Annotated in this window: 14 protein-coding genes; 9 read left to right on the top strand and 5 right to left on the bottom strand. The window is 68.5% G+C overall.

Annotation, left to right across the window (positions count from 1 at the left end):
- Nucleotides 1-237 precede the first annotated feature (237 nt).
- Nucleotides 238-2,808: a DNA mismatch repair protein MutS gene (gene mutS / locus QZ755_RS15370; RefSeq protein ID WP_294324577.1), complete on the top strand. Its 2,571-nt coding sequence runs from the start codon at nucleotides 238-240 to the stop codon at nucleotides 2,806-2,808.
- Between the two features lie 5 nt (nucleotides 2,809-2,813).
- Here mutS and QZ755_RS15365 read toward each other — a convergent pair whose 3' ends face one another.
- On the bottom strand, nucleotides 2,814-3,398 hold the full coding sequence (locus tag QZ755_RS15365) for a PH domain-containing protein (protein WP_294324572.1): 585 nt from the start codon (nucleotides 3,396-3,398) through the stop codon (nucleotides 2,814-2,816).
- Between the two features lie 113 nt (nucleotides 3,399-3,511).
- Between QZ755_RS15365 and QZ755_RS15360 the strand changes: the two genes are divergently transcribed.
- Nucleotides 3,512-4,471 carry a glycoside hydrolase family 43 protein gene (locus tag QZ755_RS15360; RefSeq protein WP_294324570.1) on the top strand — a complete coding sequence of 320 codons (960 nt, stop codon included), beginning with the start codon at nucleotides 3,512-3,514 and terminating at the stop codon, nucleotides 4,469-4,471.
- 5 nt (nucleotides 4,472-4,476) lie between these two features.
- Nucleotides 4,477-5,406, top strand: coding sequence for a glutaminase (locus QZ755_RS15355; protein WP_294324569.1), 930 nt, complete (start codon nucleotides 4,477-4,479; stop codon nucleotides 5,404-5,406).
- Between the two features lie 128 nt (nucleotides 5,407-5,534).
- Here QZ755_RS15355 and QZ755_RS15350 read toward each other — a convergent pair whose 3' ends face one another.
- The 4 genes from QZ755_RS15350 to QZ755_RS15335 all read right to left on the bottom strand — a co-directional run bounded on the left by QZ755_RS15350 (nucleotide 5,535) and on the right by QZ755_RS15335 (nucleotide 9,546).
- A complete protein-coding gene (locus QZ755_RS15350) occupies nucleotides 5,535-5,885 on the bottom strand; it encodes a hypothetical protein (RefSeq protein ID WP_294324568.1) in 351 nt (116 codons plus the stop codon).
- Nucleotides 5,886-5,967: 82 nt separating this feature from the next.
- Nucleotides 5,968-7,272, bottom strand: a complete 1,305-nt coding sequence (locus QZ755_RS15345; RefSeq protein WP_294324567.1) for an amidohydrolase family protein — start codon at nucleotides 7,270-7,272, stop codon at nucleotides 5,968-5,970.
- Complete coding sequence (locus tag QZ755_RS15340; RefSeq protein ID WP_294324566.1) at nucleotides 7,269-8,690, bottom strand: amidohydrolase; 1,422 nt, start codon at nucleotides 8,688-8,690, stop codon at nucleotides 7,269-7,271. Before QZ755_RS15340 ends, QZ755_RS15345 begins: the two co-directional genes overlap by 4 nt.
- Before the next feature lie 28 nt (nucleotides 8,691-8,718).
- Nucleotides 8,719-9,546 carry a hypothetical protein gene (locus QZ755_RS15335; protein ID WP_294324564.1) on the bottom strand — a complete coding sequence of 276 codons (828 nt, stop codon included), beginning with the start codon at nucleotides 9,544-9,546 and terminating at the stop codon, nucleotides 8,719-8,721.
- A gap of 128 nt (nucleotides 9,547-9,674) precedes the next feature.
- Here QZ755_RS15335 and QZ755_RS15330 point away from each other — a divergent pair, with 128 nt between their 5' ends.
- From QZ755_RS15330 to QZ755_RS15305, 6 genes are read left to right on the top strand one after another with little or no spacing between them, the layout of a single operon-like run.
- Nucleotides 9,675-10,352 carry a DUF4129 domain-containing protein gene (locus tag QZ755_RS15330; RefSeq protein ID WP_294324562.1) on the top strand — a complete coding sequence of 226 codons (678 nt, stop codon included), beginning with the start codon at nucleotides 9,675-9,677 and terminating at the stop codon, nucleotides 10,350-10,352.
- The gene (locus tag QZ755_RS15325) at nucleotides 10,349-11,575 is read left to right on the top strand and encodes a hypothetical protein (RefSeq protein ID WP_294324560.1); all 1,227 of its coding nucleotides are present in this window, start codon (nucleotides 10,349-10,351) and stop codon (nucleotides 11,573-11,575) included. Before QZ755_RS15330 ends, QZ755_RS15325 begins: the two co-directional genes overlap by 4 nt.
- Entirely contained in the window at nucleotides 11,572-12,528 is a 957-nt protein-coding gene (locus tag QZ755_RS15320) for a MoxR family ATPase (protein WP_294324558.1), read from the top strand. Before QZ755_RS15325 ends, QZ755_RS15320 begins: the two co-directional genes overlap by 4 nt.
- Entirely contained in the window at nucleotides 12,525-13,757 is a 1,233-nt protein-coding gene (locus tag QZ755_RS15315) for a DUF58 domain-containing protein (protein ID WP_294324556.1), read from the top strand. The genes QZ755_RS15320 and QZ755_RS15315 overlap by 4 nt, the downstream gene beginning before the upstream one ends.
- The gene (locus QZ755_RS15310) at nucleotides 13,754-14,746 is read left to right on the top strand and encodes a stage II sporulation protein M (RefSeq protein WP_294324554.1); all 993 of its coding nucleotides are present in this window, start codon (nucleotides 13,754-13,756) and stop codon (nucleotides 14,744-14,746) included. Before QZ755_RS15315 ends, QZ755_RS15310 begins: the two co-directional genes overlap by 4 nt.
- The gene (locus QZ755_RS15305) at nucleotides 14,733-15,635 is read left to right on the top strand and encodes an RDD family protein (RefSeq protein WP_294324552.1); all 903 of its coding nucleotides are present in this window, start codon (nucleotides 14,733-14,735) and stop codon (nucleotides 15,633-15,635) included. Before QZ755_RS15310 ends, QZ755_RS15305 begins: the two co-directional genes overlap by 14 nt.
- Nucleotides 15,636-15,637 lie beyond the last annotated feature (2 nt).

Genomic DNA, 15,637 nt, shown 5'->3' with positions numbered 1-15,637 from the left:
TGCCCGGACGCCCTTCGGAATGGAACAGCAGCGCCTCGCGCTCGGAAAATTGGTCGGTGGTTTCGGACACTGGCGCTCTCCCGTTTCCATGGGCTTTACGCAGGGGAAGGCGGATCGGGCAAGGGTGAAGGTCCGGCCGACGGCGGTTTGATATGCTTGCGTGCGGGCACCCCGCGACAGTATCGCCCGGCGATGGCAACCAAGGCTCAGGGGTCCGATTCCCCCGCCCCCACCCCGATGATGCAGCAATATCTGGCGTTGAAGGCGGAGGCCGACGACTGCCTGCTGTTCTACCGCATGGGCGATTTCTTCGAGCTGTTCCATGACGATGCGAAGATCGCCGCGGCGTGCCTCGACATCGCGCTGACCGCGCGGGGGGAACATGAGGGGGCGAAGATCCCGATGTGCGGCGTGCCGGTGCATTCGGCCGAGGGCTATCTGGCACGGCTGATCAAGGCGGGGCACCGCGTCGCCATCGCCGAACAGGTCGAAAGCCCCGAGGAGGCGAAGCGCGCGCGGGGGTCGAAGGCGCTGGTGGCGCGCGCCATCGTCCGGGTCGTGACGGCGGGCACGCTGACCGAGGAGGCGTTGCTCGACGCGCGGGCGGCGAACTGGTGCGCGTGCATCGGCGAGGCGGCGGGCGGGGTCGCCATCGCCGCCGCCGACGTGTCCACGGGCAGGTTCGAAGTGATCGAGACCGATGCCGCCGGGCTGACCGCCGCGCTCGCCCGGTTGCAGGCGGTCGAGGTGGTCGCAGCGGAGACGTCGGCCTTCGCGGAGGTCGCAACCTTGCTGCGCGCCAAGGCAGATTTCGACAGCGCGGGCGGCGAGGCGCGGCTGAAGACGCTGCACGGGGTCGCCACGCTCGACGGCTTCGGGCAGTTTTCGCGTGCGGCGCTGGCGGCGGCGGGGGGCCTCATCGCCTATCTCGACCATACCGCGCGGGGGCAGTTGCCGTTCCTGCGCCCGCCGGTCTGCGCCGCCGATGGCCAGTGCATGGCGATCGACGCGGCGACGCGCGAAAGCCTGGAGCTGACCCGCACCGCCGCCGGTGCGCGCGCCGGCAGCCTGTTGGCCGAGGTCGACCGGACGGTGACGGGTGCCGGTGCGCGGTTGCTGGCGAGCGACATTGCCGCGCCGCTGATGGACCGTAGCGGTATCGAGGGTCGGCTGGCGGCGGTCGCCTGGGCGCATGACGATCCCGGGCTGCGCGACGAACTGCGCACCACGCTGCGCGCCCTGCCCGACATCGGCCGCGCGCTGGGGCGGATCGCGGCGGGGCGTGGCTCCCCGCGCGATCTGGGACAGTTGCGCGACGGCTTGAGCGCGGCTTGGACGCTGGGGCAACGGCTGGACAAATTACCCGCCGTGCCGCCGCTGATCGCCGAACTCGCGCCGCGGCTGCGCGGGCATGGCGAGCTGATCGACCTGTTGACGCGGGGCCTCGTCCCGATGCCGCCGATCGATGCGGCGGCGGGCGGGTTCGTGACGGAAGGGTTCGATGCGGCCCTCGACGCGCTGCGCGATACGGGGGCCGGCGGGCGGCGGGCGATCGCCGCGCTGGAGGCCCAGTATCGTGAGCGCACGGGCATTTCGGCGCTGAAGATCCGCCATAACGGCGTGCTGGGCTATCATGTCGAAGTCCCGGCCCGCGCGGCGGACAAGCTGATGGCGGCCGACAGCGGCTTTACCCACCGCCAGACGCTGGCCGGGGTGGTCCGCTTCAACGCGCCCGACCTGCACGAGGCGGCGCTGAAGGTTACGCAGGCAGGCGCCCACGCACTGGCAGCGGAGGCGGCGCATCTGGAGGCGTTTACCGAAGCCGCGCTGGCCAAGCGGGAGAGCGTCGCCGCCACGGCGGACGCGCTGGCGCGGATCGACGTGACGGCGGCGCTGGCCGAACGCGCGGCGGAGGGCGGCTGGGCACGGCCGGCGCTGGTCGATCACGCCTGTCTGGAGATCGTCGGCGGGCGACATCCAGTGGTCGAAAGCGCGGTGGCGAAGTCGGGCGGGCGGTTCGTCGCCAATGACTGTCGCCTGTCGGAAAGCTCGCGGCTGTGGCTGGTGACGGGTCCGAACATGGGCGGCAAGTCGACCTTCCTGCGGCAGAATGCGCTGATCGTCGTGCTGGCGCAGGCGGGCAGTTTCGTGCCGGCGACCTCCGCCACGCTGGGACTGGTCGACCGGCTGTTCAGCAGGGTCGGCGCGTCGGACAACCTCGCACGCGGGCGGTCGACCTTCATGGTCGAGATGGTCGAGACCGCCGCCATTCTGGCGCAGGCGACGGCGCGGTCGTTCGTGATCCTCGACGAAGTGGGCCGCGGCACGTCGACCTATGACGGGCTGGCGATCGCGTGGGCGGTGGTCGAGGCGATCCATGAGGATAATCGCTGCCGCTGCCTGTTCGCGACCCATTATCACGAGCTGACCCGGCTGGCGGAACGCTGCGACGCGCTGTCGCTGCACCATGTCCGCGCGCGCGAATGGAAGGGCGATCTGGTCCTGCTGCACGAACTGGCGGAGGGGCCAGCGGATCGCAGCTATGGTATTGCCGTCGCGCGACTGGCCGGCCTGCCGCCGGCGACGCTGCAACGCGCCAAGGCGGTGCTGGCGAAGCTGGAGGCGGGTAAGGCGAAGACCGGCGGCATCGCGGCGGGGCTGGACGACCTGCCGCTTTTCGCGGCGATGGCCCCGGTCGAGGAAGCGCCGGTCGACGGCTTGCGCGACGCCCTCGCCGCGCTGGACGTCGATGCGATGTCGCCGCGCGAGGCGATGGACGCGCTGTACCGGTTGAAGGGGCTGGCCTGAGCGGATCAGCGCGCCGCCAGCAGCGCCTCGATCCGGAGCAGCGCGTCGCGCATGTCGACCATGACCTGCCGGTCGCTGTCGACCGGTACGGCAGCGGGCACGGCAAGCGCGTCGCGTTGATCGAGGATGCGGTCGCGCAACGCGCGGGCGTCGAGCAGGCCGACGAGGTCCGCGTCCGATTTGCTGCCGGTCGAACTCGATTGGCCGGCGGTTTCGATACGCAGCTGGAGCAGTCCGAACGCCGACAGCAACGGCCCTTCGCGGATCGAGATGTCCTGAATCTTGTCGAGCGGGATGGTGAGTTCGCGGCGGAACAACAGCCCCTTGCCGATCACCACGTTGCGATCGGTCACCTCGCAGCGCAGCGCCGCATGATAGCGCTTCACCCAATACGGCCCGATCACCAGCCAGATCGGCAGGACGAGGATACCGACCACCGTCGCGGCGATGACGGCCGTGCAATAGCAGAACAGGTAGATGCGCAGCTTCTGGCTGAAGGTGCCGCGCAACAGCAATGTCGGCGGCGTCCGCTGGCTGATCGGTTCCTGCATCTGTTCCCCCGGCCCGTTGTCCCGAACCCGTCGTGCCATGTCCACGCCGCGATGGAAACCGCGCGCCGGATTTCGGACGCGTCGTCGTGACGACGGCTTTGCAAAGCGGTCCGCGCACGATAGCGACGATGCGAACGAACGGGAGAGGCGCGATGCACGGATTGACGCGGCGGAACTTGCTGGCAGCCGCCGGTGCGACGATCGGCGCGGCCGCCCTGCCCGCCCTTGCCGCGCCGCGCGGGGACGATGTGTTCCTGCTGAGCTACTTCACCGACAAGGACGAGGGGCGCGCGGGGCTGAAGCTGGCGCGGAGCGACGACGGGTTCGTCTTCACGCCATTGGGCGGCGGGCGCGGGTTCCTGACGCCCGAGGTCGGCCGGGACAAGCTGATGCGTGACCCGCATCTGTGCCGCGCGCCCGATGGCCTGTGGCATCTGGTGTGGACCAGCGACTGGTTCGGGCCGGTCATCGGCCATGCGACGTCACGCGACCTGATGAAGTGGTCGCCGCAGCAGACGATCCCGGTGATGACCGCGTTCAAGGGCGTCCGCAACAGCTGGGCGCCCGAGACCGTCTATGATCCACAGCGCCGTGATTTCATCATCTTCTGGTCGAGCAGCATCGACGGCAGGTACGGCGCGACGCCGGGCGAGCGGTTCGACGGACTGAAGCTGCGCCCCTATTACACCCGCACCCGTGATTTCCGTACCTTCACGCCGACGAAGTTGCTGTTCGATCCAGGGTTCGATTCGATCGACTTCACGCTGCTGAAGCTGCCGCAAGGCGGGTATCGCATGATCTACAAGGATGAGACGCACGACGTCGAACAGCGGCGCTGGGTGGTGAGCAGTTCGGCGGCGTCGCCGACCGGCCCGTTCGGCCCGGCGAGCAAGCCGTTCAGCCCGACTATGACCGAGGGGCCGAGCGCGGTGTGGATCGATGGCCGGGCGGTCGTCTATTACGACGTGTACGAACAGGGCCATTTCGGTGCGGCGTCGACGACCGACTTCGTGACGTGGCGGGACGAGACGGCGCGTGTGAAGTTCCCCAAGGAAGCCCGCCACGGCACGGTGCTGCGTGTGCCGCGCGCGTTTGTCGACGCGATCGCCTGACCCCCATGGACCTGTCCGCGATCGTTGCCGACATCGCCGCGGAGATGGCCGATGCGCCCGATCGGGGCACGCCGGCCGACTATATCCCGCCCTTGGCCGCCGTCGATCCGAACCGGTTCGGGATGGCGGTGATCGAGGCGGACGGGACCTGCCATCTGGCGGGGGATGCCGAGGAAAGCTTTTCGATCCAGTCGGTGTCGAAAGTGTTCGCGCTGACGCTGGCGCTGGGCGCGGTGGGCGATCAATTGTGGAAGCGGGTCGGGCGCGAGCCGTCGGGCAGCGCGTTCAATTCGATCGTGCAACTGGAGAGCGAACACGGCATCCCGCGCAATCCGTTCATCAATGCCGGTGCGATCGTGGTCGCCGACATCCTGCTCGGCCGCTACGAACCGCGCGAGGCACTGGGCGAGCTGTTGCGCTTCGTGCGCGCCGCGGCGGGCGAGGATGGCATCTTCATCGACGAGGCGGTAGCGAAGGCGGAGCAGGATACGGGGTTCCGCAACCTCGCGCTGGCCAGCTACATGCGTGCGTTCGGCAATCTCCACCATGATCCGCACGTCACGCTGGGCGTCTATTTCCATCAATGCGCGCTGGCGATGAGCTGTCGGCAGCTGGCGCTGGCCGGGCGGTATCTGGCGGCGGGCGGGGTCAATCCGACGACCGGGCGCAACGTCGTGTCGGCGCAACGGGCGCGCCGGATCAACGCGCTGATGCTGACCTGCGGCCATTATGACGGGTCGGGCGAGTTCGCCTTCCGGGTCGGCCTGCCGGGCAAGAGCGGGGTCGGCGGCGGAATCCTGGCGATCGCGCCGGGCATCGCGTCGATCGCGGTATGGTCGCCGGGATTGAACGAGCGGGGAAATTCGCAGCTGGGAACGGTCGCGCTGGAGCGGCTGGTGCAGCGGACCGGATGGTCGGTGTTCGAGCCGCGTTAGGGGCGGCCCCCTCTTTGCCACGAACGTCATCCCAGCGCAGGCTGGGATCTCCCTGTTATCGAGCGCGCGCCTCGCCGCGGGAGACCCCAGCCTGCGCTGGGGCGACGTTCATTGGGAAGTGATCGCTATTACCGCTGCGCCGGCGGCTGCGGCGTAAAGCTGGTCACGTTCGCCATCCCGTTCGCGCCGAAGGTGATGATGTGGCGCGACCCTTCCTGGCAGGTGGCGACCCAGCTGCCGGGCTTCTCCCCCTTTTCCGACTTGGTGACGCCCTGGCAGGGCAAGCCGGCATCGCGGATCGCGCGGATGAACACACCGTCGCGCTGGCCGGGCGACAGGGCGTCGACCTTGGTCGCGGTTTCCTGCGCTTCCTGCGCATTGGCGGCGGCGGCCTGATTGGCGGCGGCCTGCTGTTCCGCACTCGGCCCACAGGCCGCCAGCATCAGCGATCCGCCCAGCATCACCAGCAACGCACGCATGTTGTTCTCCCCATCGAAGCCGCAGGCGCGGCGAATGTCCGTATCGGACAAAGCGCGATCGCACCTGCGGGTTCCATCATCCTTATCGCTGATACGCCTTGGGCAGCCCCTGTTCGGCGGGGTTGAGGTAGCGGTCGCGGAGGCGGGTCTGACGGTTGGTCAGCGGCTGTTCGACGCCATCGATGAACAGCTGCGTCGGGGCCGAGCCGATCTCCAGCGGATCGCCGTCCCAGATCACCACGTCGCCGCGCCGGCCGGGGGCGAGCGAGCCGATTTCCCCCTCCATGCCGATCGTGCGCGCGGGCAGCGAGCTGATCGTGGCGAAGGCGGCGTTCCAGTCGAGGCCGGAGGCGCCCGGCACCTTCGACAAGGCGACGAGGTTGCCGGCATATTGCCGCACCAGCCGCGCTTGGCGTGCTTCATCGTCGCCGATCATCCCGATGCCGACGACGACCCCGGCGGCCTTCATCCGGCCGATATTCGACTGGGTGGCGGCCAGTTGTTCGAAGCTGGCGGGCAGGTCGGACAAGGCGCTGGCGAGGACGGGCACGTTCGCCGCCGCGATCTGCGCGGCGATGGTCCAGCCTTCGCTGGCGCCGACCAGCACCAGCTTCAGCCCCGTGAACTCGCGCTTCAGGGCAAGGACGCCGAGGATGTCGGAGGCGCGCTCGACATGGATCAGCAGCGGCACCTGTCCGGTCAGCACCTTCTGCAGCGCCTGTGCGTCGGTCCGAGTCAGCAGCGCTTCCTTGCCGCGATCGGCGAAGCTGGCCGGATTGCGGCCATAGGCCTGCGCCTCGAACAACGCGTTGCGGAACATGGCCATCGCCGCCGGGCGGCTGCCTCCCGCCGCGCGCGCACCGGCTTCGCCCCATTCCATGAACTGGAACGCCTGACCCTTAGTTACCGCGTCCATGTCGTTGCCGAGGTCGATCACCGCGCCCTGGCCGGCGAAGATCGATCCGCCATTGTCGGGTGCGACGATCGCGCGGGTGATGCCGTCGGTGCGGTTGATCGCGATCGGCGTGGCGCGCGGATTGACCGCCGGGGCGATGTCGAGACCGGCGTTGAACACGCTCTCGCGCGCCGAGGCATCATTGGTCGGCGACACGCCGTCGACCTCGACAATGCCCAGCCGGGTGAAGCCCGCGACGAGGCCCGGCGTGACATAGCGCCCGCCGGCGTCGATGGTGCGACCGCCCGCCGAAGCGCCACCACGCCCGGCGCTGACGACGCGTCCGCCGCGCACGACGACGGTGCCGCCCTCGATCGGGGCCGATCCGTCGCCCAGCACCAGCCGGGCATTGGTGATGGTCACGTCCTGCGCGGTGGCGGGCGTGACGGCGATGGCGCTGCCGAGCAGGGCGGCGAGGAACAGGCGCTTCACTTCACATCCCCTTCGCCGGGCTGGCCGAGTTCGAAATCGGACACCGGTCGCAGTTTCGGATTGTTCGCGTCGTAGAGCAGCGCGCCGTCGACCCACACCATCTGCGGGCGGGTATAGACGCTGAACGGATCGCCGTTCCACAGCACGACATCGGCCATCTTGCCGGCCTTCAGCGAGCCGGTAACCTTGTCGATGCCGAGCGCGCGCGCCGGATTGATCGCCAGCCACGTCCACGCATGTTCGGGCGTCACGGTGATGCCCGCGCGGCGCGCGGAGGCGATGACCTTCGCCACTTCCTGGTTCAGCCGCTGGATGCCGTTCTCGCTGTCCGAATGGATCATCGCGCAGGCGCCCTGCTGGTCGAGGATCGCAAGATTCTCGCCGATCGCATCGTAGCTTTCCATCTTGAAGCCGTACCAGTCGGCCCACACCGCCGAACAGACGCCGCGCGCCTTCAACAGGTCGGCGATCTTGTAGCTTTCGACGGCGTGGTGGAAGGCGGTGACCTTGTACCCCATCTCCTGCGCCATATCCATGACGATGGCCATTTCGTCGGCGCGGTAGCAATGGTTGTGGACGAGGATCTCGCCGTCCAGCACGCCGCGCAGCGTGTCCATCGCCAGGTCGCGGGCCGGTGCTTCGCCGCCTTCCGTTTCGTACTTGTCCCACTTGCGGTCATATTCGCGCGCCTTGAGCCAGGTCGCGCGGTCGACGGCGATGTTGCCCATGCGGGTCGAGGGCATCCGCCCCTTCGACCCATAGACACGCTTCGGGTTCTCACCGCACGCCATCTTCAGGCCGTACGGCGCTTGCGGGAACTTCATCGCCTGCATCGTGCGGCCATAGACGTTTTTGAGCGTGACCGAGCGGCCGCCCATCAGGTTCGCCGAGCCGGGCAGGATCTGGAGCGTGGTGACGCCGCCATTGGTCAGCGCGCGGGCGAAGCCGGGGTCCTGCGGCCAGACGCTGTGTTCGGCCCAGACCTCGGCGGTGACCGGGCCGGTCATCTCGTTGCCGTCGCTGTTCGCCTCCACGCCGGGGCTGGGATAGTCGCCCAGATGGCTGTGGACGTCGATGACGCCAGGCGTCACCCATTTCCCCTGTCCGTCGATCACCGTCACGCCGTCCGTCGCCGCGATCGACTGCCCCACGTCGACGATCTTGCCGTCCCGGAACAGCACCGATCCGCGATCGATCCGCCCGCCCTCACCGTCGAGGATGGTGACGTTGGTGACCAGCGTCGGCCGTCCCGGATAGGCGCGATAGGTCGAGGGGAACGGGTCGTGGTCATAGCCCTCGCCCGCGCCGGGCGCCTTGTCCTTACCCGCGTCGGCAGAGGCCGAGCGCACCGGCTTTCCATCGCCGGTACAGGCGACCAGCCCGGCGGCCAGCGCCGCAAGCGTCAATGTTCGGAACACGCGGAAACTCCCCTTTGATATGTCTGATTCAGGCGAAGACGGCTTCGAGGTCGTGGTTGCCCGACCCTTCCTTCGCCGTCCGCGCCTCGTGATAGATCGCGGCGGTGCCGGTCGCCCCCAGCACGCCCACTATTGTCGAAACCAGCGCCTGCAGAATCGACAGCCCCCACAGATTGCCGCTGTTCCCGAACAGCGCCAGCCCGACACCCTGGACGACGCCGCTCGCTATCATCCACAGGACGCCGACGATGATGAGCAGCAGCAACAGCCGCCACCGCATCCCGCGCAGCAATTGGGCACTACGCCCGAAGCATCCGAAGACCCTCTGCCCCTCTGCAGCCATTACCGGGATGACGATGAACCAGGTGAGCATCAGGAAGATGCCCGGCACGATCAGGAACAGGAATCCGACGATCAAACCGATCCCGAGCAGGATCACCACCGCCAGCGCAGGCAGCATCCGCCGCAATGCCATGCGCAGCGCTCCGCCCATGTCGACCGGTTGCCCGGCCAGCGTGTCGAGCGCGACGCGGGCCATGAACAGGGTGACGAACGGATAGACCAGCAGCCACAACAGCCCGAACGGCGCCATCGATGCCGCTACCGATTCCACCCGCGTGACATCGGTCCCGTTGCGGAGCAGCATGGGCAGCAACAACTGGATCGGCGCGTTCAGCAGCGCGCTGGCCGCCAGCAGCGCCAGCGGCGCTCCGCCGATCGCGGAAAAGGCGTTGGAGAGCACCCGCCCCATGCCGAAGGAATAGGGCGATCGCCGCCCTTCCAGCCACGCGCCGAAGATTGCGATCGCCAGCAGCAACAACGGCAACGTCAGAAACAGGATCGCGAACGCCGCCATATACCACCTTCCCCCTTGCGGCCGCCCCCGGCCTTCCTCCGGAAGCTAGGGTGGAAAAGCGTTGCATGTAAATCGGCGATTTGCTCCAAGCATGGCCACGTCACGCAAGGCGACAGGGGAACGGACAGGTGGCGGTGGCGCAAGGGGCGGGCAAGATCGGTCAGGCCGCGCTGTCGGTGCCGCCGGTCGATTCCGCCAAGGTCGACGCGGCGTGGAAGGCGATCCGCGCCGATCCGTCGATCCAGTTCGACCTGCCCGAAAAGATGCCGGAGCCGCGCGATCCGCCGCCCGAATGGCTGGAACCGGTGCTGCGCGGCATCGGCAATTTCGTGCAGTGGGTCGGTGGCGGCTGGCGCGTGATCCTGTGGGGGATCGGCATCGTCATCGTCGCGGCGCTGCTGTTCGCGCTGATCCCATCGCTGCGGCAGTGGATCGCGGAAAAGCTGGGCCGGAACCGCGCGGTGGAGGAAGCACCGTCATGGGTCCCGACCGAGCGGCGCGCCCGCGCGCTGCTGGAAGATGCCGACGCGCTCGCCATGCAGGGGCGGTATGACGAAGCGGTCCACCTGCTGCTGTTCCGCAGCATCGACGACATCATGGCGTGGCGCGGCGACGTGGTCCGCCCGGCCGATACCAGCCGCGACATCGCCCGCGCCGATGCCCTGCCCGAAAGCGCGCGCGGCGTGTTTTCGGGAATCGTCGCGGCGGTCGAGCGCAGCCTGTTCGGCGGGCGGGCGCTGGTGCAGGACGACTGGCAGCGGGCGCGGGCTGACTATGCCGGCTTTGCGCTGAAGGGTGCGCGGTGAAACAGTCCTCGCCCTTTGCCGTGCGGACGGTCGTCATCCTGGTCGTCGGCGGGGCACTGCTGCTGCTCGCGTCGATCCTGATGTCGGGGTTCGGCGACGAGATCGCGCGCGCGACGGGCGATGCACCGGCGGCGGATCGGAAGGACGGCGCGGGCTATCACGCGTTCCAGCGGCTGGTGACGGCGATGCAACCGCCCGAGTTCACCGATGTCGATCCACGCGAAAACGCCGCGATCCTGATCCTGACCCCGACCGAGGCGACCCGGCCGGAGGATATCAAGGCGATCGTCGACAAACGCGTCGCGATGGCATCGGCGCTGTCCGGCGGCGACGATTTCGTTGCGGAGGAAGGGCATCCGCTGCTGCGTTATCCGACGCTTATCATCCTGCCCAAATGGCAGGTCGAAAAGCTGCCGTTGCAGGGCGGCCGGGTGCAGCGCACCGGTGAGGCCGACAGCGGCAAGCTGGCCAAGCTGGTTCCGGCAGACGTCGACTGGCATCGCGAGGATCGGTCCGATGTCGGTGTCGTCACCGACGATTATCCGGCGCTGCGGTCCTTTGCCCTGCCGGACCGCGCGCTGAATGCGGTGGCGGGCGACAGCATCACCGTGATGATCGGCGCGCGCGATGGGGCGGCGGTGCTGGGACAGGTGGGCACCAGCGATACGTTCGTGCTGGTCGATCCCGATCTGGTCAACAACCGCGCATTGGCCGACGAACGCAATGCGAAGGCGGCGCTGGCGATGCTGCGCGCGATCGACCCCGAACATGACGGTCGCGCGCTGTTCGACCGGTCGCTGCATTATACGCGCGGCGAGCGCAACCTGGTGAAGCTGCTGTTCCTGCCGCCGTTCCTGGGCGTCACGCTGGCGTTGATCGCCGCCGCCGTGCTGGCCGGCATCGCCGCCGCCGGCCGCTTCGGCCCGCCGATGCGCGAGAAACGCGCGGTGGCGGCGGGCAAGCGTGCGCTGATCGACAATATCGTCGCGCTGACCCGGCTGGCCGGACGCACCCCGCTGGTGGGTCCACGCTATGCCGACATGATGCTGGAGCTGCTGTCGCGGCGATTGCTGGCGGGCGAAGCGCCCTCGGCCGACCGGCTCGACCGGGTGCATCCGGGCTATGCCGACATCGACCGTCGCCTGCGCGATGCCCGTACCGAGGGTGCGGCATTGGCGGCGGCAAAGGACCTTACCGCATGGAAGAAGGAAACAGGCGCATGACGCTCGACGAGGTACGGTCGCTGGGATCGGCGATCGACCGGGAGATCAGCAAGGCGGTGGTGGGACAGGCGGATGCCGTCCGCCTGCTGACCATCGCGCTGCTCTCGGCCGGTCACGTCCTGCTCGAAGGACCGCCGGGCACCGCGAAGACGCTGCTGGCGCAGAGTTTCGCGCGGACGCTCGGCCTCGATTTCGGGCGCATCCAGTTCACGCCGGACCTGATGCCAGGTGACATCATCGGGTCCAACCTGTTCAATTTCCAGACGTCGGAGTTCGCGCTGACGCGGGGGCCGGTGTTCTGCGAACTGCTGCTGGCCGACGAAATCAATCGCACCCCGCCCAAGACGCAGGCGGCGTTGCTGGAGGCGATGCAGGAACGCCGCATCACCATCGACGGTCGGACCGAGCATCTGTCCGACCGCTTCACCGTGGTCGCGACACAGAACCCGATCGAACAGCAGGGCGTGTATCCGCTACCCGAGGCGCAGCTCGACCGGTTCCTGTTCAAGATCGCGATCGGCTGGCCCGACCTCGACGCCGAACGCGCGATCGTCGCGCAATATGGCACGCGTACCGGCACCCCGGCCCCGCAGGATTCGGGCGTTGCGCAGGTCGCCGATGCGGACGCCATCGCCGCCGCGCTCGATGCGGTCGGGCAGGTGCGGCTGGTCGACGAAGTGATCGACTATATCGTCCGCCTGATCCGCGCGACGCGCGAGCATGGCGACCTGTCGTCGGGCGCTAGCCCGCGCGCGGCATCGGCACTGGCGGCAGCATCGCGGGCCGGCGCCGCGCTCGACGGGCGCGACTATGTGATCCCCGACGATGTGAAGGCGCTGGCCCCCGCCCTCCTTCGGCACCGGCTGATCCTGTCGCCCAGCGCAGAGATTGACGGGCGGCGGGTCGATGATGTCGTCGCCAGCCTGATCGCATCGGTCGAAGCGCCGCGATGATCGTCCCCAGCCCCCGTGCGATCCAGCTGACCGCGCTTGCCGCGCCGGTCGGGCTGGCGCTGGGCGTGCTGGCACCGGCGGCGTGGATCGCGGCGCCGGTGTGGATCATGGGCGTGCTGGTGCTGATCGTCGCCGATGCGCTCTTGGCGAAGAAGCCGGTGCTGGCAATGCCAGAGGGGTTGCCCGCAACGCTGAACATCGGGGAGACGTTTTCGATCGGCAGTCCGGACGTGGCCGCTGCGTTCGACGGCCCTGTCGGACGCACCGCACCCGGCCGCTTTCGCGCGGAGCGGCGCGGCAAGGCGCGGCTGCGGCGGCTCTGGGCACGACGGTCGGGGCCGATGGGGCTGGCATGGCGACAGGCGACCGCCCGCGCCGAGCGCGACATTCCCGTGCTGCCCGACATTCGCCCGGTCCGCGACCAGGGGATGCGGCAATATCTGAACAGCGTGGCCGTCGGGAACCGGCTGCGCCGCGATCATGGTGACGGCCAGGATTTTCAGGTGCTGACCGATTTCCAGCCGGGCATGGAACGCCGGGCGATCGACTGGAAGGCATCGGCTCGCCACGCATCGTTGCTGGCGCGTGAGTTTCATGTCGAACGCGACAATATGATCGTGTTCGCGGTCGATGCCGGCCGGGCGATGACCGATCCGGTCGGCGACATTCCGCGCATCGACCGCGCGGTGTCGTCCGCATTGCTGGCGGCGTTCGTCGCGCTGAAATCCGGCGACCGGGTGCGGCTCTATTCGTTCGGCGCGCGGCCGCAGGTCGACAGCGGCAGTATCGGCGGCGGCACGCGCGGCTTCGCCCGGCTGCACCATGCCGCCGCCGACATCGATTATGGCGCGGAGGAGAGCAATTACACGCTCGGCCTCGTCACCCTCGACCAGAAGCTCGACCGGCGCGCGCTGGTGGTGCTGTTTACCGAATTCACCGACACGACCAGTGCGGAACTGCTGCTGGCCGCCGCGCAGCGGATGCTGAAGCGCCACCGCGTGCTGTTCGTGCTGTTCCGCGATGTCGAGCTGGAGGGGTTGCGCGATACGGAGCCTGCCCATGCCGACGATCTGGTCCGCGCGAACGTCGCGCACCTGCTGCTGCGCGACCGGGCGATCGTGGTCGAACGGCTGCGACGGATGGGGATCGATGTGATCGAAACGACCGCCGACGCCATGCCGCTGGCGCTGGTCGAACGCTATCTCAACCACCGGGAGCGCGGCCGTTGACCGTCACCTTCGCCACCCATCATTTCCGGGCCGAGCGCGAAGCCGACTGGGCGCGGCTGGAGGCACTGCTCGACCGGCTGGAAAAAAAGTCGCCGCGCCGCCTGTCGGACGAGGACCTGATCGACCTGCCGCGGCTGTACCGGGCCACGCTGTCGGCGCTGTCGATTGCGCGGGCGACCTCACTCGACGCGTCGCTGGTCGGGTATCTGGAGGCGCTGTCGACCCGTGCCTATTTCGCGCTGTATTCGGCGCGCGAACCGTGGTGGCGGCAAGTGAAGACGTTCTTCACCACCGGTTGGCCGCGTACGGTGCGGGCGATCGCCCCCGAATTGCTGCTGTCGACCGCGCTGCTGATCCTGAGCGCGGTTGCCGCCTATCACCTCGTCCGCAGCGATCCGGCCTGGTATTCGGCGATGATCTCCCCCGAACTGGCCAGTGGTCGCGACATGAACGCCAGTGCGGCGACGCTGCGCGCCTCGCTATACTCCCCGCCGGACCAGGGCGGGCTGCACGTGTTCGCGACGTCGCTGTTCACCCATAATTCGCAGGTCGCGATCATGGCGTTCGCGCTGGGGTTCCTGTTCGGCATCCCGACGATCATCCTGTCGGTGCAGAATGGCGCGATGGCGGGCGCGATGTTCGCCGCGTTCGTTCCGCACGGCCTTGGCTGGGGCCTGTTCGCGTGGTTGATGATCCACGGCACGACCGAGATCGGCGCGATCGCCATCGCGGCGGCAGCGGGAATGCATATCGGCCGCGCCGTCGCCTTTCCCGGCGAACGCACCCGCATGGCCGCCGCAGCCGATGCCGGCCGGCGCGGCGCGGTGGTGATGATCGGCGTCATCCTGATGCTGCTGGTCGCCGGGCTGCTGGAAGGGTTTGCCCGCCAGCTGGTCAACGACGACCGTGCGCGGCTGGCGGTCGGGGCCATGATGCTGGCGTTGTGGACGCTCTATTTCACCTTCGGAGGGCGCCGTGGCGCGGCGTGAACGCAAGGCACGCAGGCCCCGGACACAGCGGACGCTGGACCGGCAGCTGGTCACACCCGAAGGGGTGCCGCTGAACCTCAGGCTGGGATCGGCAGGCGCGCGCGCGGGGGCGTTCCTGATCGATGCGATCATCATGCTGGGCGTGCTGATCGGCGCGTCGCTGCTGATCCTGGCGCTTGCCATCGGCGGGCCGCGCGGTGCCGCGTCGCTATACGCGGTCGTGTGGCTCCTCGGCTTCTTCCTGTTGCGCAACTTCTATTTCGTGCTGTTCGAGGCGGGCAAGCGCGCGGCGACGCCGGGCAAGCGGTTGATGAAGCTGCGGGTCGTGTCGCGCGACGGGGCGCGGCTGACCGGATCGGCGGTGCTGGCGCGCAACCTGCTGCGCGAGATCGAAGTGTTCCTGCCGATGTTCTTCCTCGCCTTTTCCTTTGCCGAGGGGATGGCGACCGCATGGACCGCGACGCTGGCGCTGGGGTGGGCGTCGATCCTGTTGTTCCTGCCACTGTTCAACCTCGACCGGCTGCGCGCCGGGGACCTGATTGCGGGCACCTGGGTCGTCGAACGCGAGGTGCGCAAACTCGGCGAGGACCTGCTGATCCAGACCGCCCATGCGCAGGATCAGGCGCGGATCGCGCCGTTCAGTGCCGCCGAACTGGATGCCTATGGTGCGTTCGAGTTGCAGCGGCTGGAAGAGGTGCTGCGCCGGAACGACCGTGCCGACCTGTACGCCGTAGCTACGGCGATCCGCCGGAAACTGGGTCGGCACGAGGAGGGATATGACCTCGCCTTCCTCGAGGCATATTACGCGGCGCTGCGGCATCACCTTGAACGAAAATTGCTGTTCGGACAGCGTAAGCGCGACAAATTCGATCAGTTTGGAGCTAGTTAGCG

Source organism: uncultured Sphingomonas sp. (assembly GCF_913776855.1).
Classification (GTDB): domain Bacteria; phylum Pseudomonadota; class Alphaproteobacteria; order Sphingomonadales; family Sphingomonadaceae; genus Sphingomonas.
This window is presented reverse-complemented; position numbering and strand designations above follow the sequence as displayed.